The 15,799-nt window shown below is 74.2% G+C and carries 14 protein-coding genes; 9 read left to right on the plus strand and 5 right to left on the minus strand.

Annotated elements, in window-relative coordinates:
• Nucleotides 1-7: 7 nt before the first annotated feature.
• On the plus strand, nt 8-1,675 hold the full coding sequence (locus tag EDD29_RS47985) for an IclR family transcriptional regulator domain-containing protein (protein WP_123663929.1): 1,668 nt from the start codon (nt 8-10) through the stop codon (nt 1,673-1,675).
• A gap of 191 nt (nt 1,676-1,866) precedes the next feature.
• On the opposite strand, the gene EDD29_RS08880 is transcribed toward EDD29_RS47985, so the two are convergent.
• Nucleotides 1,867-2,232 (minus strand): YciI family protein, encoded by a 366-nt coding sequence (locus tag EDD29_RS08880; protein ID WP_123663930.1) that lies wholly within the window; start codon nt 2,230-2,232, stop codon nt 1,867-1,869.
• Nucleotides 2,233-2,492: 260 nt separating this feature from the next.
• Here EDD29_RS08880 and EDD29_RS08885 point away from each other — a divergent pair, with 260 nt between their 5' ends.
• Nucleotides 2,493-3,281, plus strand: a complete 789-nt coding sequence (locus EDD29_RS08885; protein WP_123663931.1) for an SAM-dependent methyltransferase — start codon at nt 2,493-2,495, stop codon at nt 3,279-3,281.
• Between the two features lie 474 nt (nt 3,282-3,755).
• The gene (locus EDD29_RS08890; protein ID WP_170201322.1) at nt 3,756-4,238 is read left to right on the plus strand and encodes a GNAT family N-acetyltransferase; all 483 of its coding nucleotides are present in this window, start codon (nt 3,756-3,758) and stop codon (nt 4,236-4,238) included.
• Between the two features lie 157 nt (nt 4,239-4,395).
• On the opposite strand, the gene EDD29_RS08895 is transcribed toward EDD29_RS08890, so the two are convergent.
• The gene (locus EDD29_RS08895; protein WP_211359606.1) at nt 4,396-5,127 is read right to left on the minus strand and encodes an IclR family transcriptional regulator; all 732 of its coding nucleotides are present in this window, start codon (nt 5,125-5,127) and stop codon (nt 4,396-4,398) included.
• Between the two features lie 101 nt (nt 5,128-5,228).
• Between EDD29_RS08895 and EDD29_RS08900 the strand changes: the two genes are divergently transcribed.
• From EDD29_RS08900 to EDD29_RS08915, 4 genes are read left to right on the plus strand one after another with little or no spacing between them, the layout of a single operon-like run.
• Nucleotides 5,229-6,341, plus strand: a complete 1,113-nt coding sequence (locus EDD29_RS08900) for a cupin domain-containing protein (protein ID WP_123663934.1) — start codon at nt 5,229-5,231, stop codon at nt 6,339-6,341.
• A gap of 3 nt (nt 6,342-6,344) precedes the next feature.
• A complete protein-coding gene (locus EDD29_RS08905) occupies nt 6,345-7,178 on the plus strand; it encodes a fumarylacetoacetate hydrolase family protein (RefSeq protein ID WP_123663935.1) in 834 nt (277 codons plus the stop codon).
• Entirely contained in the window at nt 7,175-7,762 is a 588-nt protein-coding gene (locus EDD29_RS08910; protein ID WP_211359607.1) for a maleylpyruvate isomerase N-terminal domain-containing protein, read from the plus strand. Before EDD29_RS08905 ends, EDD29_RS08910 begins: the two co-directional genes overlap by 4 nt.
• A 15-nt stretch (nt 7,763-7,777) precedes the next feature.
• Entirely contained in the window at nt 7,778-8,935 is a 1,158-nt protein-coding gene (locus EDD29_RS08915; protein WP_123663936.1) for an FAD-dependent oxidoreductase, read from the plus strand.
• A 182-nt stretch (nt 8,936-9,117) separates the two neighbouring features.
• On the opposite strand, the gene EDD29_RS47620 is transcribed toward EDD29_RS08915, so the two are convergent.
• The gene (locus tag EDD29_RS47620) at nt 9,118-10,659 is read right to left on the minus strand and encodes an SMI1/KNR4 family protein (RefSeq protein WP_123663937.1); all 1,542 of its coding nucleotides are present in this window, start codon (nt 10,657-10,659) and stop codon (nt 9,118-9,120) included.
• 177 nt (nt 10,660-10,836) lie between these two features.
• Nucleotides 10,837-12,981, minus strand: coding sequence for an acyl-CoA dehydrogenase family protein (locus EDD29_RS08925; RefSeq protein WP_123663938.1), 2,145 nt, complete (start codon nt 12,979-12,981; stop codon nt 10,837-10,839).
• A 99-nt stretch (nt 12,982-13,080) separates the two neighbouring features.
• Here EDD29_RS08925 and EDD29_RS08930 point away from each other — a divergent pair, with 99 nt between their 5' ends.
• Nucleotides 13,081-13,572 (plus strand): nuclear transport factor 2 family protein, encoded by a 492-nt coding sequence (locus EDD29_RS08930; protein WP_211359608.1) that lies wholly within the window; start codon nt 13,081-13,083, stop codon nt 13,570-13,572.
• A gap of 62 nt (nt 13,573-13,634) precedes the next feature.
• The gene (locus EDD29_RS08935; RefSeq protein WP_123663940.1) at nt 13,635-15,062 is read left to right on the plus strand and encodes a FadR/GntR family transcriptional regulator; all 1,428 of its coding nucleotides are present in this window, start codon (nt 13,635-13,637) and stop codon (nt 15,060-15,062) included.
• A gap of 8 nt (nt 15,063-15,070) precedes the next feature.
• Here the strand turns inward: EDD29_RS08935 and EDD29_RS45325 are convergent, their stop codons facing one another.
• Nucleotides 15,071-15,733 carry a TetR/AcrR family transcriptional regulator gene (locus EDD29_RS45325; protein ID WP_170201323.1) on the minus strand — a complete coding sequence of 221 codons (663 nt, stop codon included), beginning with the start codon at nt 15,731-15,733 and terminating at the stop codon, nt 15,071-15,073.
• Between the last annotated feature and the right edge of the window lie 66 nt (nt 15,734-15,799).

Below are 15,799 nucleotides of genomic sequence, written 5' to 3' on the forward strand. Positions count from 1 at the left end.
TGCTCAGATGGGGTACGAGGCGTCGCTCGACCAGGCGTCGGAGACACCGCCGCCTGGCGCGGAATCGGGCGCGACGGGGCCGCTGGAGCGCGGTCTCGAGGTGATCAACCTCCTCGGCCGGGCCCGCGATCCACAGCGGCCGGCCGATCTCGTCAAGTCCACCGGGCTGGTCCGCTCCACCGTCGACCGGGTCGTGGGCACGCTCGTCCAGATCGGCTACGCGCGCTGGCAGGGGCGCGAGGTCGTCGTCGCGCCACGGCTGATGGAACTGGGGAACGCCTATCTGGAGGGGGCCGGGTTCGCCGAGTCCCTCGGTCCGCTGGCCACGGCCCTCGCCGACGAGCTCGACGAGTCGGTCTCGGTCGCCGTGCCGGATGGGGACGGGGCCCGCTTCGTCGTCCAGTCGCCACGGCGGCGGGCCATGTCGGTGGCCTTCCGCGTCGGCGACCTGCTGCCCGCCGAGCTGTGCGCCCCCGGGCCGATCTTCGCCGCCGACTGGAACGCCGCCCGCTGGGCCGCCTTCGAACGCCGGATCGGCGGGGCGGGGGAGCCGGAGCACACGCGCTACTCGGTGCCCGCCCCCGTCCCGGAAGGCGGCGCCGAGGGGTTCCGGCGCCGGGTCGCCGCTGCCTCCCGCGCCGGATGGGCCGCCGACGACCAGCTCATCGAACCAGGACTGATCGCGGTGGCGGTGCCCGTGCGGGGGCCGTCCGGGGCGGTGGCGTGCGCGCTCAGCGTCGTCAGCCACACCAGCAGGCATGATGTGGCGTCGCTGCACGAGCGCGTCGCGGGGGCGGCGGGCGCGCGGGTGAGCGCGATGGAGGAGGCGCTGCGGCGGCCACGGCCGGAGGCCGACCGGGTGCCGGGCACCGACCGCAGCCGCGATCCCAAGCGGGAACTCGGCCCGGGGTTCCTCCAGTCGCTCGACCGCGGGCTCGCCGTGCTCGCGTCCCTGGGCACCCGGCCGGGCGGCGTCACCATCGCCGAGTCCGCGGAGGCCACGGGGCTGCCGCGCGCCACTGCGCGCCGCTCCCTGATGGCCCTGGAGGCGCTCGGCTACGCCCGGCTGGAGGGCCGCCGCTATGTCCTGCTGCCCAAGGTCCTGGACCTCGGGTACGCCGAACTGAGCACCCTGACCTTCGAGGACGTGGTGCTGCCCCACCTGCGCGCGCTCGTCGACCGCGTCCACGACTCGGCGTCCCTCGCGGTCCTCGACGGGCCCGATATCCGTTATGTCGCCCGTGTTCCGGCCAGCAAGATCATGCGAGTGGCCATCAACGTCGGCACCCGCTTCCCGGCCTGGGCCACCTCCATGGGCCGCGTCCTGCTCGCCGCACTCCCCGAGCGGGAGCGGGCCGCGCTCCTCCCGGCCACCAGCCCCGCCCCGTTCACCCCGCACACCCACGTCGACCCCGCCGAACTGCACGCCCTGATCGAGGCGGCGGCAACCGACGGCCACGCCCTGGTCGACCAGGAATTCGACGCGGGCCTGCGCTCCGTCGCCGTCCCCCTCCGCGACCACCGCGGCACCGTCATCGCCGCCCTCAACGTCGCCACCCACGCGGGCCCCGAGTCCGCCCCGGACACCGCGGCCCGCCTCCTCCCAGCCCTGCGCGCAACGGCCGCCGCCCTGGAAGCCGACCTCTCCGCCTACCCCACCCTCCCGGCCCTCTGACCCGCCCTTCGGCCCCGTTCCCCCCGGCGAGCCGGGGAAGGCCCGATCAGCCCTCTGGCCCCCGCCCCGGCTCGGCGTTTCTCTTGGTGAGTCGTTCCGTCGAGGTCCGGGCGATCGCGCGGAGGCGGGCGGATCGCGGGGTCGGGTGCCCACGGATCCGGGGTGGGGCCGACCTCGCGCCGGCCGGGCCGTCAGGGTTCGGGGAAGTCCTCGATCTCGCGGATCTGGACGCTGAACGACCAGTCCCTGGGGTGGGCGGCGAGGAACCGCTCGATCCAGGCGACGGCCTCGGCGCGGTCCTTCGCGTCGAGCATCAGGTAGCCGCCGACGACCTCCGCGGTCTCGGTGAAGGGCCCTTCGGCCGCCTGGACGGCCCCGCCGGACCAGCGCAGGCGTACGCCCCGTTCGGTGCCGGTGAGCCCCGCGGTGTCGGTCAGCACCCCCGCGCCGCTCATCTCGCCCATCACCTTCGCCATCCGCTCCTCGAAGCCCGGATCGGGTTCGAGCCCGTCGAGTGCCCGTTCGTCCACCTCGACCAGCGCAAGGAACCTGCTCATGACCCTCCTCGGCCGGACGGAGACCGTCTCCGCCGCCTGCGCCCCACGGGACCAGCCTGCCCCGAATCCAGTGCGCGCCGCCCGTGTTTCGGCGGAACCTCTCCCCGGACGTGCGGGGCACGGCCTCCCGGGCGCGTCGCCCTGCCTGCGGGGAATTCCTTCATGAGAAGGATTGTGGAACTTTCCACCTGAAGAGGATGATCAGTAGTTGGATGTCCCCGAGAGTCCTTAAAATGAACATCAAGTGAGGGAGCGCCCCCGTGCCGAGCGCAGGTCCCGAGGTCAACCCCGACGTCCCCCAGGGCGCCCGGATCTGGAACTACTGGCTGGGCGGCGAGGACAACTTCGCCGGCGACAGACGGGTCAGCGACGAGATCCTCGAGGTCGTTCCCGACATGGCACTGCTCGCCCAGGCCACCCGCGCGTTCCTGAACCGGGTGGTCCACCACCTCGCGGCCGACCTCGGCGTCCGCCAGTTCCTCGACATCGGCAGCGGCCTGCCGACCTCCGACAACACCCACCAGATCGCCCAGCGCGCCGATCCGAAGGCCCGGGTCGTCTACGTCGACAACGACCCGCATGTCCTCGCGAAGGCCCGCCCGCTGGTCACCGGTACCGAGGAGGGCGAGTCCGCCTATCTGTCGGCCGATCTCCGCGACCCCGACAACATCATCGCCGCGGCCCACGACACCCTCGACTTCACCGAACCCGTCGCCCTCCTCCTCATGGGGGTCCTCGGCCACATCGCCGACGACAACGAGGCCCGCGCCCTCCTCCGCCGCCTCCTCGCGGCCCTCCCCAGCGGCAGCTACCTCGCCCTCTACGACGCCACCAACGTCGTCGACCCCGCGTCCGTCGAGGCCATCGAGATCTGGAACCGCAAGGCGAACCCGCGCTACGTCCTCCGTTCGCCCACGCGGCTGTCCGCCTTCTTCGACGGCCTGGACCTGGTCCCGCCCGGCCTGGTCTCCTGCCCCCGCTGGCACCCCGCCCCCGGCGCCGACCCCGCCGAGATCGACCAGTTCTGCGGCCTGGCCCGCAAACCCTGACGGACGCGGTGGCACCGGGCCCCGTCGACGGCCCCCGCCGCGTCGGTTCGGAGTCGGGGCGGGAAGGTCGGCGATCCAGGGGTCGCCGTCGCCGATCTCGGTAGCGCCACTCGAAAAGGGGGTGACCTCGATGAGGCGGGGGCGCCGCGGCTCCGTCGCCGTCGCGACGGGCGGCGTCGCGACGGGCGGCGGCGGGGCGGGCCGCGCGACGACGTCGCCGGGAGCGGCCGGCCCGCCGAGGTGACCGGCGCCGCGAGGAGGAGTCCGCAGAGGAGGGCGGCCGGGCCGGGCCGGGCCGGGCCGGGCACGTGGCGCAGGGGCATGTGCGGCTCCGCTCGGTCGGCGCGGCGATACGGGCGGCCGAGCAGGTCGGACCGGCCGCGGCCACGGGCCTCGAAGGGCGAAATGCGGATTCGGGAGGATCCCAGGGGGGTGGGGAGGGACGCCGGGCGGGCGGAATGCGAACGTGGGGGGATGAGCGTCGAGATCGTGAAGGCCGGGCCCGAGGTCGTGGACGAGCTGCGGGACCTGTGGCTCGAACTCCACCACCACCATCAGCGGGTGCAGCCCGGCTGGCGGTACAAGGACGACGAGGACTCCTGGCGGGTGCGCCGCGAGGAGTACCTGCGCTGGCTGAGCGGTGACGGGTTCGTCCTGCTCGCGCGGCAGGACGGCGAACTCGTGGGCTATGCCCTGGTGGACGTGCGGACCGACGCCGACGACACCTGGGTGAGCGACGATCGGGCGGCGCACATCCGCTCCCTGCTCGTCCGTCCCGAGGGCCGCGGCCACGGCCTGGGCACCGGGCTCCTCGACGCGATCGACACCGAACTCGCCGCCCTGGGCGTCCAGGACGTCTGGATCGACGCCCTCGCCGCGAACGACCGCGCCATCGGTCTCTACGAGCAGCGCGGCTTCCGCCCGGCCGTCCTCTACCTGGCCCGCCTCCGCGCCTGACCCCCGCCGGTGACGAGGGCGACCCTGCCGGTGAAACGCGCGGTCAGGGTGGTTCTCCGCGACACCGCGTCCGGATCGAACTCCTTGGTCCTGGCCACCCCGGAACGGTGGCCCCATCAAGACCGAACGGTCGAATATGCCCCCTAGGGCAGCCGGGTCAGTCGGCGGAGGAGAGGGCGGCTTCCAGGCGGGTGGTGGCGGAAGAGAGGGCGGTGGTCCAGGTGGGGAGGGCGTCGCGGATGAAGCGGGCGGTGGGGATGGAGAGGGAGATGCCGGCGATGGGGCGGCCGGAGGGGTCGCGGACCGCCATGCCCAGGGCGGTGAGGCCGGTTTCGGTGCGCTGGTCGTTGATGGCGAAGCCGCGGCGGCGGATCTGGGCGAGTTCGCGGGCGAAGGACGGGTAGTCGTCCGGGTAATGGGACTCGACTTCTTCGGCGGGGAGGGCGGCGAGGATGGCCTTGCCCGCGGAGGCGAAGCGGGCCGGGAGGGTGCGGCCGACGCGGTCGCCGACGCGGAGGATCTGGTCGCATTCGACGGTGGCGATGATCCGGACCTCGTCGCCCGCGGGGACCATGAGGTTCGCCGTCTCGTCGGTGCGGTCGACCAGGGCGCGCAGGTGGGGGAGGGCGACCCGGCGCAGGAGGGCGACCGGGGCCTCGGTCAGGGGCGCCGGGCGCAGGACCTTGCCGGGGCCGTAGCGGCGGTCGGGGAGCTGCTCGGCGAAGTCCCGGTAGACCAGCATCGCCAGGAGACGGTGGGCGGTGGAGACCGAGACCTCCAGGCGGTCGGCGACGTCGGTGACGCGCAGGGCGCCCTCCTGCTGGAGAAGGGCCGCGAGCTGGAGCGCGTGGTCCACCGAACTGATCGCGTAGGACGGTTTGTTCTTCACAGCAGAAAAGTCTATCCCTTGTGGTGGAAAACACGGCAGGCTCCAGGCACCGAGAACACACCTCCCGCCGAGAGATCGACGGGCCGAGCGAAGGGCGTCCGATGACCACTCCCGTGACGATCCCCGTCTCCGACGCGCCCGACCAGCCCGCGCGGACCCCGGAACTCGAGGCTCTCTACCAGGGTTTCGAGTCCGAGCTGCTGGTGCCGCTGTGGACCGAGATCGGCGACCTGATGCCGCCCGAGCCGCGCTCGAAGGCGCAGGCCCACGTGTGGCAGTGGAAGAACCTCTACGCCCTCGCCGAGCAGGCGGGCGACCTCGTCCCGGTCGGCCGCGGCGGCGAGCGCCGCGCGATCGCGCTGGCCAACCCGGGCCTCGGCGGCCGCCCGTTCGCCACCCCGACGCTCTGGGCCGCGATCCAGTACCTGAACCCGGGTGAGGACGCCCCCGTCCACCGCCACACCCAGCACGCCTTCCGCTTCGTCGTCGAAGGCGAGGGCGTGTGGACGGTCGTCAACGGCGACCCGGTCGCGATGCGCCGCGGCGACTTCCTCCCGCAGGCCGGCTGGAACTGGCACGGCCACCACAACATCACCGACCGGCCCATGGCGTGGATCGACGGCCTGGACATCCCCTTCCAGTACGCCACGGACGCGACCTTCTTCCAGTTCGGCCCGGACGAGGTCGAGACGCGCGAAGCCCCCGAGCGCTCCCGCTCCGAGCGGCTCTGGGCCCACCCGGGCCTGCGCCCCCTCACCCGGATCGCCCCGACCGGCGTCGGCACCCCGCTGCTGGCCTACCGCTGGGAGCACACCGACAGGGCGCTGACCGACCAGCTCGAGCTGGAGGCCGAAGGCCACCCGGTCACCCTGGAGCCCGGCCACGCCGCGATCCGCTACACCGACCCGCGCGACGGCTCCGACGTGCTGCCGACGATCCGCGCCGAGTTCCACCGGCTCGCCCCCGGCACGCGGACGGCCCCGGCCCGTGAGGTCGGATCCTCGGTCCACCAGGTGTTCGACGGGATCGCCGAGATCACCGTCGGCGCCCGGACCTGGCAGGTGGCGCGCGGCGACCTCTTCGTCGTGCCGTCCTGGCAGCCGTTCACCGCCGCCACCGAGGGCGGCGCCGACTTCTTCCGGTTCAGCGACACCCCGGTGTTCGAGCGCCTGGGCCTGGACCGCGACATCCGCTTCACCCAGCAGGAGGACTGATCCATGCGTCTCGCCACCATCCGCACCGCCGGTGCCACCAAGGCGGTCCGCGTCACCGACGCCGGCCTCGTCGACCTCGGCTTCGCCGACGTCAAGGCCCTGCTCGCCGCCGACGACTGGCGGGCCAAGGCCGCCGTCGACGGCCCGCTCGTCGAGGCCGATGGGTTCGCGCCGGTCATCCCGGACCCGGGCAAGATCCTGTGCGTGGGCCTGAACTACCGCAACCACATCCTCGAGATGGGCCGCGACCTTCCGGAGTACCCGACCCTGTTCGCGAAGTTCACCGACGCCCTCATCGGCCCGGAGGACGACATTCGGCTCGCGCCCGAGTCCGACGCGCACGACTGGGAGGCCGAACTCGTCGTCGTCGTGGGCAAGGCCGTCCGCCGCGCGTCCGAGGAGGAGGCCGTCGAGGCGATCGCCGGGTTCACCGTGATGAACGACGTGACGATGCGCGACTGGCAGTTCCGTACCCGCGAGTGGCTTCAGGGCAAGACCTTCGAGGGCACGACCCCGCTCGGCCCCGTCCTGGTCACCCCGGAGGAGCTGCCCGGCGGCGTCCGCCCGGCACTGGAGATCTCCTGCTCCGTCGACGGCGAGGAGATGCAGCGCGCCAACACCGGAGACCTCGTGTTCGACCCGGTCGCGCTGGTCCGCTACCTGTCGACGATCATGACGCTGCGCCCCGGCGACGTCATCGCGTCCGGCACCCCCGGCGGCGTCGGCCACGCCCGCAAGCCCGCCCGCTACCTCCAGGCCGGGTCCAAGGTCGTCGTCGAGATCGAGCGCATCGGCCGCCTGGAGAACACCACCGCCTACCCGGACGCGGCCGCATGACCACCCGCGACTGGATGGACCAGGGCACCGCGCTGTTCCTGAAGACCCTCGACGGCCTCGGCGACGCCGACTTCGACGCGCCCAGCGCCCTTCCCGGCTGGACGCGCAAGCACCTCGTCGCGCACGTCCACTACAACGCCGAGGCGCTCCGTCGTCTGGTGAGCTGGGCCGCGACCGGTGTCGAGAGCCGCATGTACGCGGGGCCCGAGCAACGCGGCGCCGAGATCGAGGCGGGCGCCGAGCTCCCGGCCGGGCGGCTCCGCGAGCTGGTCCACGGCTCCGCCGCCGCGCTCGCCGCCGACCTGGACGCGCTGCCGGACGAGGCGTGGCGGAGTCCGGTCGTGACGGCCCTGGGCCGGACGGTCCCGGTGTCGGAGACCCCGTGGATGCGCACCCGCGAGGTCTCGATCCACGCGGTCGACCTCGCCGCGGGCACGTCCTTCGCCGACCTCGCGCAGGACGTCAACGCGGCGATCGCCGCCGACGCCCTGGCCACCCACGCGGGCCGCGGCCACGCCGCCGACCTCGCCGCCTGGCTGACCGGCCGCGCCCCCGAGGCGCCCTCGGTCGGCTCCTGGATCTGAGAAAGAGAGACGATCATGACCGATGTCGATGTTGTGGTGGTCGGCGGCGGTATCGGCGGTCTGGCCTCCGCCTACGCGCTGGCCCGGTCGGGCAAGAGCGTCCGCGTGCTGGAGCGGGCCGACGAGTTCACCGAGGTCGGCGCGGGCCTCCAGATGGCCCCGAACGCCGCCCGCATCCTCAAGGAGTGGGGCCTGCTCGACGAGGTCCTCGGCAAGGGCGTCGCGCCCCGCCGCCTCCTGTTCAAGGACGCGATCGACGGCTCGGTGCTGACCCGCCTCGACCTGGACGAGAAGTTCGTCGAGCGGTACGGCGCCCCGTACGTCGTCATCCACCGCAGCGACCTGCTCGACGTCCTCGCCGACGCCTGCCGCCGCGCCGGGGTCGACCTGGTGGCCGGCAGCAAGGTCGACGGCGTCGACAACACCGGTGACGGCGTGGTCGTCCGGGTCGGGGAGGCCGAGCACACCGCGGGCCTGGCGGTCGCCGCCGACGGCCTGCACTCCAGGCTCCGCGCCCGCCTGTCGGACGACGAGCCGGTCTGCTCGGGCTACGTCGCCTACCGGGGCGCCTTCCCCGTCGCCGACCTCGGCCGCGAGCTCGACGAGCACGCGCTCAACGAGGTCGTCGTCTACCTCGGCCCGGGCTGCCACCTCGTCCAGTACGCGCTGCGCGGCGGCGAGATGTTCAACACCGTCGCCGTCTTCGAGTCGCCCGCGTGGAAGCGCGGCGAGGCGGAGTGGGGCGGCCCCGAAGAACTCGACGCGGCCTTCGCCGACTGCTGCGACGAGGTCAAGGTCGGCCTGCGGTCGCTCGGCCGGGTCCGCCACTGGCCGATGTACGACCGCCTGCCGATCCCGACCTGGATCGACGGCCGTGTCGTGCTCACCGGCGACGCCGCGCACCCCATGCTCCAGTACCTCGCGCAGGGCGCCTGCCAGGCCATCGAGGACGCGTTCGCGCTGTCCGGGCACCTCGCCGAGCGGGAGACCGACGAGGCGCTGCTCGCCTACCAGGCCGAGCGGACCGTCCGCACCGCCCGCGTCCAGACGACGGCCCGCCTGTGGGGCGACATCTGGCACGTCGACGGCGTCGGCCGCGTCCTGCGCAACGAGCTGTTCCTCAAGCGCGACCTGGACGACCCGGTCTACGTGGACTGGCTGTACCACTCCTGATCCCCCCGCCCGCCCCGTCCGTACCTGGATGGCCCCCTCTCCGGAGGGAGAAGGACGAGGCGGGCGGGTTCACTTCCGCGGCGCCCTTCCGGGCGCGGAGACCGGCCGCCGGGCGAGGCGGCTCCCGAGCCGGGACCACGCGCGCGTCGGCGCGCGGTCCCGGCTCGGACCCGTTGCCGGGATCAGGTGGGGAGGGTGGCGGTGTGGTGGAGGAGCGGGGTCGTGGCGGGGGCGCTGGGCAGGGTGGCCGCCCAGGCCGCGCGGGTCGCGGAGTCGGGGTCGCCGTGGAGGGCGGCGACGGCGAGGCGGGGGTGGCGGTCGGTGCGGCGCCACAGCTCCTCCCACTGGGGGAGGGCGAGGGTCAGGGAGCGGAGCGCGGGGAGGTCGGGGAGGAGTTCGAGGTCGGGGACGGGGGCGCGGGAGAGGTCCAGGGATTCGAGGCGGGGGAGGGTGCGCAGGAGGGTCAGGTGTACGGGGGTCGTGGTGGCGAGGGCGAGGGAGCGCAGGGCTGGGTGCCCGGCGAGGGGCGCCAGGTCGGCGTCCGCGGTGAGGTCGAGGTTCTCCAGGGGGAGCGCGGCCAAGGGGGCGAGGTCGGTGGAGCCGCACAGGGCTTTGAGGCTCTTGAGGCGGGGCGCGGCGGCGAGCGGCGCGAGGTCGAGGAAGCCCGCGACGCCGCGCACGGTGAGGTCCTGGAGGCGCGCGTCGGGGACGAGCGGGGTGGCCGGGTCGGCGACGAGGTGGCGGCGGGCCCTCTGGAGTCCCTGGTGCCACAGGTCGGCGTGGAACTCCAGGTACTCGCCGTCCGGGTCGAGGGTGTAGGCGCCGTCCCGTAGCCGGCCGAGCTGGCGGCGCAGCAGGGCGGTGACGGACTCCGCGACGTAGGCGGGGCCGTCGTCGATGGCCGTGCCCGTGCACACGACCTGGCCGGGCCGGCCGAACCGGGCGGGGGCGAGGTCCACGAGCAGGTAGGTGCCGTCGCCGTCGTAGGCGAAGGGGATCCACGCCTCGTGCGTCCGGACGCACCGGACGGTCTCGGCCGGATCGGCGTCCAGGACGGGGTGGGCGATGAGATCCGCATGGGCGATATAGCCGTGTTCGCCGGGGATCTCTTCCGGGGGCAGCCAGCGCCAGGGGAAGCCGTCGTCGTGGTGGCCCGCGGCGTACAGCGCGCGCAGGTCGGGGGGCAGCGCCCGGCCGACGCTCCGCTCGACGTCGGCCAGGAGCGCGTCAGGGGTCGGCGTCCTGGAGGAGGGCTCGCGGCCCAGGACACGGTCCAGCTCGGCGAGGTAGGCGTCCATCAGCCGGACGGCCTCGCCGGGGTCGCCCGCGGGGGAGTCGCGCTCGGGACCGGGTTGGGACCCTCCCTCCGGAGGCCGGGAGAGCCCGGGCTCCAGGAGGCAGACCCCGCCGGACAGGCCGCGCGCTGTCCGCGGCGTCACAGAAGCCTCGTAACCGCCGGAAGGCTCGACCCTCAGGGCGACGTCGAGTCCGGGCGTCGGCCCCTTGGCCAGCCGGACCAGGTTCGCGATCGCCTCGTCGGCGTCCTCCAGCGGCCGCCGCACCCGCCCGCCCGGAGTCTCGTAGACGACATGTCCCGCCCCGCGCAGTCCCGTCGCATGCGCCCGCACCACCGCCCGCGCCCAGTCCGGCGGACCCGCCGCCCGGACCGCCGCCGCCATCAGCCCGCACACCTCGACGAGCTCCGCCCGCCCCGCCCCGTCCATGGTCCTCCACTCAGAGATCCGCGGCGGAGGACCGGCCCATGATCGCACAGACCGCGCCCCGTCAAGGCCGGAATGGCCGAGGCCCCGTCTTGGGGAAGACGGGGCCTCGGTTCGTTCCGGCCGTCGGTGCGGGGCCCCGCCCCAGGGTGTGGGCGGGGACCTGCGGGGCCAGGGGGGTCAGACGATGAGCGGGTCGCGGGGGAGGCCGAGGATGCGCTCGCCGATCTGGTTGCGCTTGATCTCCGAGGTGCCGCCCGCGATGGCCATGGCGCGGTGCCACAGGACCATGCTCGCGGTGAGGCCGTCGCCCTCGGAGAACGCGGTGTTCGCGCCGCCCAGCTCGGCGAGGATCGCGGACGCCTCGTGGCCGTTCTCGCTCAGCACCAGCTTGGCGATGGCGCCCTCCGGACCGGGGCCGGCGCCGGTGACGGCCCGGATCGCGGTCCGCAGGTTCATCGCCCTCTGCGCCTCGTCGGCGGCGAGGTAGCGGCCGAGCCGTCCCGCGCCGCCCGACAGCCGCGCCGGGGCCGCGTCGAACGCGCCGAGGAAGATCGCGTGCGGGATCGTCGCGCCGCCCTGGCCGCCGCCGATGCTCACCGACTCGTTGCCGAGGGTCGCCCGCGCGACGGTCCAGCCGCCGTCGATCGGGCCGACGACGTCGGCGTCCGGAATGAACACGTCGGTGAAGAACACCTCGTTGAAGTCCGCGCCGCCGGTCGACTGCCGGAGCGGACGGACCTCGACCCCGGGCGCCTTCATGTCGATGACGACCGTGGTGATGCCCTTGTGCTTGGGCGCGTCCGGGTTGGTGCGGACCGTGGCGAGGCCGTAGGACGCGAGGTGGGCCCCGGACGTCCAGACCTTCTGGCCGTTGAGCACCCAGCCGCCGTCCACGCGGACCGCCTTGGTCTTGACGCCCGCGGCGTCCGATCCGGCGTCGGGCTCGGAGAACAGCTGGCACCAGATGACCTCTTGGAGGAGGCCGGGGCGCAGCCAGCGCGCGACCTGCTCCTCGGTGGCGTGCTGGGCGAGGGTCAGCAGCACCCAGCCGGTGATGCCGTAGGCGGGCTTGCGCAGGCCCGCGGCCTTGAACTCCTCGTCGATGACGAGCTGCTCGACGGCCTTGGCGTTGCGGCCGAAGGGCTCGGACCAGTGGGGGACGGCGTAGCCCTCGTCGACCATCGCGGCCTTCTTGGCGGCTTCGTCCAGGCCCTTGATCTTGTCGGCGAACGCGCGGACCTCGGCCCGGAACGTCTCGGCCTCCGGCGGCAGTTCCACCGTGCGCTCCAGCTTCACGCCCGCGCGGGAGGCGGCGGTGACGTCCTGGGCGGCCGGCTCGGCGGGGAAGACCGCGGCGACGGCCTCCGCGCGGCGGATGTACAGGTGCGCGTCGTGCTCCCAGGTGAAGCCGATGCCGCCCTGGACCTGCATGTTCAGCTGGCCGTTGCGCTGGGCCGCGGGCAGCGCCAGGGTCGCGGCGATCGCCGCGGCGTAGGAGCGCTGCGCGGTGTCCTCGGTGCGGGCGGCGTTCCACACGGCGGCGGTGGCCATCTCGGCGGCGACCAGCATGTTGGCGCAGTGGTGCTTGACCGCCTGGAAGGTGGCGATCGGGCGGCCGAACTGCACGCGGATCTTGGCGTACTCGGCGGCCAGGACCGTGGTCTCGCGGGCGAGGCCGGTGGCCTCGGCGGCGAACAGCAGCCGGGCGAGGTCGGTCAGCAGGGCGCGGCCGCCGGGGATCACGGTCGCGGGGGCGCCCGACAGGGTGACGCGGGCGGCGCGGCGGGTCTGGTCCAGGTTGGCCGGGACCTCGACGGTGACGCCGTCGCCGGTCCGTACGACCGCGACGTCGTCGCCCGCGGCGACCAGCAGGATCTGCGCGAGCCCTCCGCCGATGACGGCGCCGGCGTCGCCGTCGGCCTTGCCGCCGGAGACGGTCACCGTGCCGTCGAGCGCGATGGCACCGACGAGGGAGCCGTCGGCGAGGCCGGGCAGCAGCTCGGCCCGGAGGTCCGCGGGGGCGGCTTCGGCGAGGAACGCGGACGCGACGGCGGTCGGCACGAACGGCCCCGGCGCGACGGCCCGGCCCAGCTCCTCGACGACCACGACGAGTTCGGGCAGGCCGAAGCCGGAGCCGCCGTGCTCCTCGGGCAGGTGCAGCCCGAGCCAGCCGAGCTCGCCGAGCTCCGGCCAGAAGGCGGGCAGGCCCTCCTCGGGCGCGTCGAGCAGCGCGCGGGCGGCGCCGCGCGCGTCACGGCGCCGCAGGAAGTCGGCGACGGTTTCCGCGAGGGATCGGTGCTCTTCCGAGATGGCAATCGACATGCGCCAAACCTTATACGGTATGACCTAGGTCGCCTAGAGCCTGGCGGAATGTTCCGTAATCGGGTACTTATGAGTCGATCGTTTCTTACACTCTTAGCCGTGCGTCATCGGCGTGCGCGCGTCGGCGCGAGCGAGGAGAGCCGGATGGACCAGCAGGAACTCTCGGCCCGCGAGCTGATCCGCGACGCGTTCACCAGGTACGCCGCGGCCGGCGACGGCGGACGCCCCGCCGACCTCGCCGCCCAGTTCACCGAGGACGGCGTCCTGACGATCAAGCCGGACCCGCCCCTCGTCGGCCGGGCCGCGATCACCGCGGCGCTCGCACCCGGCGAGATCGGCGTCCCCACGGACGGGTCCCGCTTCTACACCCGTCATATGGTGACGAACCTCGACTTCCGGATCTTCACCCCGGATCAGGTCGAGACCACCGCGTACTTCCTCGTCATCACCCCCGGCGGGCCCGACCACTGGGGGCGCTACTTCGACGTCCTCGTGCCCGTCGGAGACCGCTGGCTCTTCGCGTCCCGGACCGTCGTGATCGACGGCGACCGCCCCGGCGGCTGGCGCGCGGCCGGGCGCGGAGCGCGATGAGCGGTAGGATGCGGAGCCCGTCGCGCCGCCGTGCCGCCGCGGTCCACCCGCCTGGAGAGGCAATGCCGCACGCCGACGCCAAACTCGCGCTGCGCACCGCGCGCCGCATCGAGAAGGAGATCGCCCTCGCCGGGTGGCCCGTCGGCGCGCCCCTCGGCTCGGAGGAGGAGCTGCGGGTGCGGCTGGAGGTCAGCCGCTCGGTCCTGCGCGAGGCCCTCGTCCTCGTCGAGCACCACAGGGCCGCCCGGATGCGGCGCGGCAACGGCGGCGGCCTGTACGTCACCGCGCCCGACCACGGCCCCGCGACCCGCGCGATCATCCTGTACCTCGAGCACGGCGGGACCGGCGTCGCCGACCTCGTCCGGGCCCGGCTGATGCTGGAGCCCCTCGCCGCGGCCGGCGCCGCCGCCCATATCGGTGAGAGCGACATTCCGGCCCTGCGCGCGATGGTCCTGCCGCCCGGCCAGGAGCGCGGCGCGCCCGCCGACATCCCCGCGATGGACGTCTTCCACGCGACCCTCGGCCGGCTGTCCGGCAACCCCGTGCTCCGGCTGTTCCTGCACGTCCTGATCGAGCTGACCGACCGCTTCGCGACGGGTGAGGCGGTCGGACGCGCGGGACCGGTAGGCGAGCCCGTCGAACACGCCAGAAGGCGGATCGTGGAGGCGGTCGTCGCCGGAGACGCCCATGAGGCCAGGGCCGCCGCGACCCGGTACATGGAAGGTGTGGCCGAGTACATCGCCGCCCGGCCGTCCCGCGACCGCGCCCTGCGCCAGGACAGGCCCGCCCCGGCCCCCGACGGCGACGCCAAACTGAGCGAACTGCTCGCCGTCCGCATCCACAACGAGGTCGTGCACCGCGGCTGGCCCGCCGGGGAGCTCCTCGGCACCGAGACCGAGCTCCTCGCCCGGTACGGGGTGAGCCGCGCCGTGCTCCGCGAGGCCGTCCGCATCCTCGAGCACCACGCCGTCGCCACCATGCGGCGCGGACCCTCGGGCGGCCTCGCGGTGACCGAGCCGGAACCGTCGGCGGCCGTGGAGATGATGGCCCTCTACCTGGACTACCGGCGGGCCACCCGGGAGGACCTCCACGCCGTCCGGGAGGCCGTCGAACTGGGCTGCCTCGACCTCCTCCTCGCCCGCCGCGCCGAACCCCGCGTCACCCGCGCGCTGCACGCGGCGGTCGCAGCCGCCCGCGACGAGACCGCGACCGCCCGGGTCACCTTCACCGAGATCGCGGAACTCGCCGGAAACCCCGTCCTCACGCTCTTCCTGCACATAGTCACCGAACTCGCCGGACGGCACCTGCGCGAACTGCGCGCCGAAGGCGGCGCCCGCGGCCGGGCCGAGGTGCCCGACGCCGTCGAGCTCTCCCGCTGGTCCCGCTACTCCTACGGCCGCATCGCCGAAGCCGTCCTCGCCGGCGACGCCGCCCTCGCCCGGCACAGGCTCCGCCGCGACCTCGCCGAGGCCTTCGCCCGCCTGTACTGACGGCCCCGCTACCGCCCCGTGCCTTCGGCCACGCCCAGCGCGCGGCGCACGAACGAAAGCAGGTCCGCCCGCTTCCCCTGCTGCACCTCCGCGTCGGCCTCGTCCCGCAGCGCGGCAAGGGTCTCCCACGTGGCCGCGCTGACGAGCCGGGCATCGGGTTCCGGCCGCGCCGCCGGGAACGTGCCGTCGGCCGCCCCCTCCCGCAGCGTTTCGGCGAGCAGCGCGATGAGCGGCCCATAGGTGCGCTGATGGTCGTCCGCCGAGTGCCGCTGCGCCGCGTCCGGTGAGGCGAAGACCTGCGCCCGCCGCGCCTTCGACGGGCTGAGCGCGAGCGCGAGGATCTCGTCCACCCACGTCACCAGCGCCTCCCCGGGCGTCGCCGCGGCCCGCACCGCCCGCGTCACCGCGGCCGTGAACCGTTCGGCCTCCCGCCGGAACATCGCCGCGATCAACTCGTCCTTGGATCCGAAATGCCGATAGAACGACCGCCGCGCCACCCCCGCCTCGGCCAGCACGTCCGCCACCGTCACCTCCGCGTACCCCTTCCGCCGAACCGCCCGGAACGCCCCCTCGAAGATCACCTCGAGCTCCTCGGCCTCCCCGTACCGCCGAGGCCGCCCCGGCCCCACCCGCCCCGGCACCCCGGCCGCGGCCTCATGACGAAAGCCCACCCCCCGAGCGTACCGACCCCCACCACCCCCCACCCGCCCGCCCGAACCAAAAGACCCGCCTCGAAG

Origin of the sequence: Actinocorallia herbida (assembly GCF_003751225.1) — a bacterium.
Classification (GTDB): Bacteria; Actinomycetota; Actinomycetes; order Streptosporangiales; family Streptosporangiaceae; genus Actinocorallia; species Actinocorallia herbida.

What these genes read in the sequence shown, in the direction of transcription:
- EDD29_RS08900 (WP_123663934.1), top strand. Translation starts at nt 5,229, where the DNA reads ATGACCACTCCCGTGACGATCCCCGTCTCCGACGCGCCCGACCAGCCC.
- EDD29_RS08915 (WP_123663936.1), top strand. Translation starts at nt 7,778, where the DNA reads ATGACCGATGTCGATGTTGTGGTGGTCGGCGGCGGTATCGGCGGTCTG.
- EDD29_RS47620 (WP_123663937.1), bottom strand. Translation starts at nt 10,659, where the DNA reads ATGGACGGGGCGGGGCGGGCGGAGCTCGTCGAGGTGTGCGGGCTGATG.
- EDD29_RS08925 (WP_123663938.1), bottom strand. Translation starts at nt 12,981, where the DNA reads ATGTCGATTGCCATCTCGGAAGAGCACCGATCCCTCGCGGAAACCGTC.
- EDD29_RS08880 (WP_123663930.1), bottom strand. Translation starts at nt 2,232, where the DNA reads ATGAGCAGGTTCCTTGCGCTGGTCGAGGTGGACGAACGGGCACTCGAC.
- EDD29_RS08905 (WP_123663935.1), top strand. Translation starts at nt 6,345, where the DNA reads ATGCGTCTCGCCACCATCCGCACCGCCGGTGCCACCAAGGCGGTCCGC.
- EDD29_RS08910 (WP_211359607.1), top strand. Translation starts at nt 7,175, where the DNA reads ATGACCACCCGCGACTGGATGGACCAGGGCACCGCGCTGTTCCTGAAG.
- EDD29_RS47985 (WP_123663929.1), top strand. Translation starts at nt 8, where the DNA reads ATGGGGTACGAGGCGTCGCTCGACCAGGCGTCGGAGACACCGCCGCCT.
- EDD29_RS08890 (WP_170201322.1), top strand. Translation starts at nt 3,756, where the DNA reads ATGAGCGTCGAGATCGTGAAGGCCGGGCCCGAGGTCGTGGACGAGCTG.
- EDD29_RS08935 (WP_123663940.1), top strand. Translation starts at nt 13,635, where the DNA reads ATGCCGCACGCCGACGCCAAACTCGCGCTGCGCACCGCGCGCCGCATC.